Origin of the sequence: Lactobacillus nasalidis, assembly GCF_016587775.1 — a bacterium.
Classification (GTDB): Bacteria; Bacillota; Bacilli; order Lactobacillales; family Lactobacillaceae; genus Lactobacillus; species Lactobacillus nasalidis.
This window is the reverse complement of sequence record NZ_BOCG01000221.1, coordinates 1-3,791: the sequence shown is the minus strand read 5'-3', so window position 1 is coordinate 3,791 and position 3,791 is coordinate 1. Positions and strand designations below refer to the sequence as shown.

Sequence of the window (3,791 nt, the reverse complement as noted above, 5' to 3'; positions counted from 1 at the left end):
GGCGGCCGCCGCGCAAGCGGAGCAAGAACAAGGCCGCTTTCAGTGAAAAGAAGGTCAAGGATGGCCGGCCAAAAAAGGGCAGCTACGCGGCTGGACGCAAGAAAACCCGGGGCCGGCACCAGGCATTTGTGATTAGAAGGAAGAAGTCGTGAAAAAATACCGTTTGTTTTTGATTGATTTGGATGGCACCATCTACCGCGGAAAAGATACCATTGAATCAGGCGTCCGTTTTGTCAAGCGGCTGGAAGAGGCCGGTCTGGACTACCTTTTTCTGACCAACAACACGACCAGAACTCCGCAGATGGTGGCGGACAAGCTGAAGGGCCACGGCGTTGAAACCAGCGTCGACAAGATCTACACTCCCAGCATGGCTACGGCCAGCTACATTTTGGAGAAAGAAAAAAAGCGGCCGGTCGGCGTCTACATCATCGGCCAGATCGGTCTGTGGAAGGAACTGCTGGACCGGCCGGAATTTTACTATGATGAGGAACATCCCGACTACGTGGTCGTGGGGATGGACACGGACCTGACCTACCACAAGCTCATGGTGGCTACCCGCTGCATCCAAAGAGGGGCCGTCTTCATCGGAACCAATTCGGACCAGAACCTGCCAGTCGGCGGCGAGCTGCGGCCGGGCAACGGGGCGATCTGCGCGGCCTTGACGGTTGCTTCTGGCAAACAGCCGGTCTTTATCGGCAAGCCGGAAGCCATCATCGTCAACCGGGCCCTGGATTTGGCCAAAGCCGCGGCCAGCGAGGCTCTGATCGTTGGCGACAACTATCCGACCGATATCATGGCTGGCATCAACAGTGGCGTCGATACCCTGCTGACTTTGACCGGGGTGACCCGGAAGGAAGACCTGGCCGGGCTTACGCCTCCAACTTATTTAGTGAATGATTTGGACGAGTTCTCATTATGAAAAAATTTTTGACGCAGCTGCTTGAGCTGCTCTATCAGTTTTTGTTCGCGGTCTCCAGTGCCGTGGTCGGGGCGATCGTGTTCAGCTGGCCGCTGCTGCTCTTGTTTACGCTTTTGGAAAAGACCTATCAGACGGTTAATCTGACTGTGGGTCAGGTGATGAGCAATTACAACCAGCTGCTGCTCTACCTGCTCTGGCCGGGCAAGCACCAGCTCAAGATGAGCGACCTGCCGACTTCGGCTTCAGCGGCCTCACATTTTGCCGAAGTCAAAAGCCTCTTTGTCCTGGCAGAAATCTTCTTTTTGCTGGCCTTGGCCGTCAGCTTTTATTTCAGCCAGCGGAAAAAGCCGCTGCGGCTGAGCCAGACGCAGGCGTTGGTTTTGATGCTGCTGCCGGTGGCCGTCATGCCTTTTGCCTTGAGCGATTTCGACAGCTTTTTCAGAATTTTTCACACCTTCTTTTTCCACAACAACAACTGGCTCTTTGATCCAGCGACCGATCCGGTCATCAATGTGCTGACGGAAGGCTTCTTCGCGGCCTGCTTCGCCGTAGGCGGCGTGATCTACGAGCTTTTCCTGGCGCGCTATCTGCTCAGACGCCGCTAAAAAGGCAATAAAAAAGGACCCCTCAGGGTCCTTTTTGCTTGGGCAGTATTTCTATTTGAACTGCTGCTCGCGGCGCATGCTCAGTTTCTTCTTCAAGGCCACGATCAGGATCGGGACGACTGAAACCAGGATGATAGCAATCACGATCAAGGAGAAGTGTTCCTTGACAATTGGGAAATTGCCGAAGAAGTAGCCGATCCCGGTAAAGAGCGCGGTCCACAGCAGACCGCCTAAAATGTTGTAAATGACGAAGGTCCGGTAGTGCATCTTGCTGCCGCCGGAAATAAAAGGCACGAAGGTCCGGATGAAGGGGATGAAGCGGCCGATCACGATGGTGATGGAGCCGTGGCGCTCGAAGAATTTCTCGGCGGCCAGGCGATTGTTTTCATTGATCAGCTTGTTGAACCAGCTGTGCTTGGCACCGGAGTGCACCGACCATTTGCCGATTTCGTAGTTGACGCTGTCGCCGATGATGGCGGCGCCGGCGGCAACCAGGTAGAGCAGCCAGACATTCAAGCCGTACTTGGGGTTGGCAGCCATGGCGGCAGCAGCGAAGATCAGCGAGTCGCCGGGAAGGAAGGGAAAGACCACCAGGCCAGTTTCAATGAAGATGATGGCAAAAATGACCAGGTAGCTTCCCGCCCCAAAGTTGTTGACAATGGTGACCAAGTGGTCATCGATGTGCAGAATAAAATCAATCAGTGGCATGTGTTAACCTCAGTTCTTAAATACTAGTAGAGTGAATCGTCAGGCTTTTTTCCGGGAAAAGGTCCTGCATGATCGCGTTGACCGCGATCTGGGCTTCACCAAAGCCGATGCCGATGATCGGCACCCGGCCGGGATAGCCGCAGGCATCGCCAACCGCGTAGATTCCGGCAACGCTGGTCTGCATTGCCCGGTCAACGTCAATCAAGCCCTGCTTCAGCTCAACGCCCCACTTGCTGACGAAGCGGTTGTCAGCGCGGAAGCCGTAAGCCACGAGGATCTGGTCGAAGCTTTCCTCACGGACTTCATCGCCGCCGACTTGCTTGAGACCGATCTTGAGCTGCCCGCCGGCAAGCTGCAGGCTTTTAGGCAGGTAAGGAGTCCTGAAGGTTACTTTGCCGCTGGCTTTAAGTTTGTCGACGCTGCTTTCCATGCCGCGGAACTGGTCGCGCCGGTGCACCAGGGTGACCTGGGCCAGGTCGGCCAATTCTTGTGACCAGTCCAGGGCCGTGTCGCCGCCGCCGAAGATGCCGATTTTCTGTCCGGCGAACTGCTGCGGATTTTTGAAAAAGTAATGGATGCGGTCTTCAGCAGCCCCGTCCGCCTTGAGCGGGAACTTTTTGGCTTTGAAGGCACCATTGCCGGTCGCGATGATGATGCTGCGGACCTGGTATTCGTCGTCGATGACCAGGCCGTCGTCTTGGGTCAGCTTGCTGACCTTGTGGCCGGTGACCAGGTCCTGGTCGGTCAAGCCAGCTAAAAGACGCTTGGTCAAGTCGGCGGCAGTAATTTCCTGAAAGACGGGAATGTCTAAAATCTTCTTAAAGGGGTAAAGCATTTCTGGCTGGCCACCCGGTTCGTTCAAGGATTCGAGGATGACCGTCTTGAGGCCGTGCAGGCGGGCAAAGTAGGCCGCGAAAAGGCCTACCGGACCGGCGCCGATCACGGCTAGATCGTATTGTTTGATGATAGAGATCTCCTTTCGAAATATTTCTAAAAACACTTTACCATAGAATGACTGGAAAATTAATTAAGAACAAAAACGAAAAAAATATGGCCGCTTTTATGGGCAGAAAAAAGCAAAAATCGAACTTTTTCATTTTTTTGCCAGGTTTTTAAGGAGAAAAAAGCCAAAATTATTCTAAAAGAGTAAAGACCTTAATCACAACGCATCCTGGTGAGCCGGGGATAAAACGAATTAACCTGGAGATTTGACGAATCAGAATTTTCTAGTATACTAATATTTGTTGCCGCGTGAGACAAGCAAGTCTCGCGGAGGCAAAAAGAAAATATCAGAAAGCTGTTGACAATAAGTCAACAAGCGAGTAAGATATAAAACGTTGCGTCACAAAGACGCAAGTTGGTACTTTGAAAACTGAACAAAGTTTCGCAGTGTGCGGGTCAAACAAAGTTTGATCCAATCAAATAAGCGAAGTCAATTCGCAAGCAAATAATCTGGAGCAGATTAAAAAGGCTCAATTTCAAATTGAGAGTTTGATCCTGGCTCAGGACGAACGCTGGCGGCGTGCCTAATACATGCAAGTCGAGCGAGCTGAATTCAA

The 3,791-nt window shown here is 52.7% G+C and carries 4 protein-coding genes, 1 rRNA gene and 1 pseudogene; 4 read left to right on the top strand and 2 right to left on the bottom strand.

Features of this window, described 5'->3' with window-relative positions; translation table 11 throughout:
- The 3 genes and pseudogenes from lacNas_RS14165 to lacNas_RS03660 form a co-directional block, all read left to right on the top strand.
- A pseudogene (locus tag lacNas_RS14165) lies at window positions 1–152 on the top strand (YutD family protein); the annotation flags it as partial.
- A complete protein-coding gene (locus lacNas_RS03665; RefSeq protein WP_201331418.1) occupies window positions 149–919 on the top strand; it encodes a TIGR01457 family HAD-type hydrolase in 771 nt (256 codons plus the stop codon). The pseudogene lacNas_RS14165 and the gene lacNas_RS03665, both read left to right, overlap by 4 nt.
- The gene (locus lacNas_RS03660; RefSeq protein WP_201336319.1) at window positions 916–1,524 is read left to right on the top strand and encodes a TIGR01906 family membrane protein; all 609 of its coding nucleotides are present in this window, start codon (window positions 916–918) and stop codon (window positions 1,522–1,524) included. The genes lacNas_RS03665 and lacNas_RS03660 overlap by 4 nt, the downstream gene beginning before the upstream one ends.
- Before the next feature lie 51 nt (window positions 1,525–1,575).
- On the opposite strand, the gene lacNas_RS03655 is transcribed toward lacNas_RS03660, so the two are convergent.
- Window positions 1,576–2,232, bottom strand: a complete 657-nt coding sequence (locus lacNas_RS03655; protein ID WP_201330537.1) for a VTT domain-containing protein — start codon at window positions 2,230–2,232, stop codon at window positions 1,576–1,578.
- A gap of 16 nt (window positions 2,233–2,248) precedes the next feature.
- Window positions 2,249–3,175 (bottom strand): NAD(P)/FAD-dependent oxidoreductase, encoded by a 927-nt coding sequence (locus tag lacNas_RS03650; protein ID WP_201330536.1) that lies wholly within the window; start codon window positions 3,173–3,175, stop codon window positions 2,249–2,251.
- Between the two features lie 536 nt (window positions 3,176–3,711).
- Here lacNas_RS03650 and lacNas_RS03645 point away from each other — a divergent pair.
- Window positions 3,712–3,791: ribosomal RNA gene (locus tag lacNas_RS03645) — 16S ribosomal RNA — on the top strand; the annotation flags it as partial.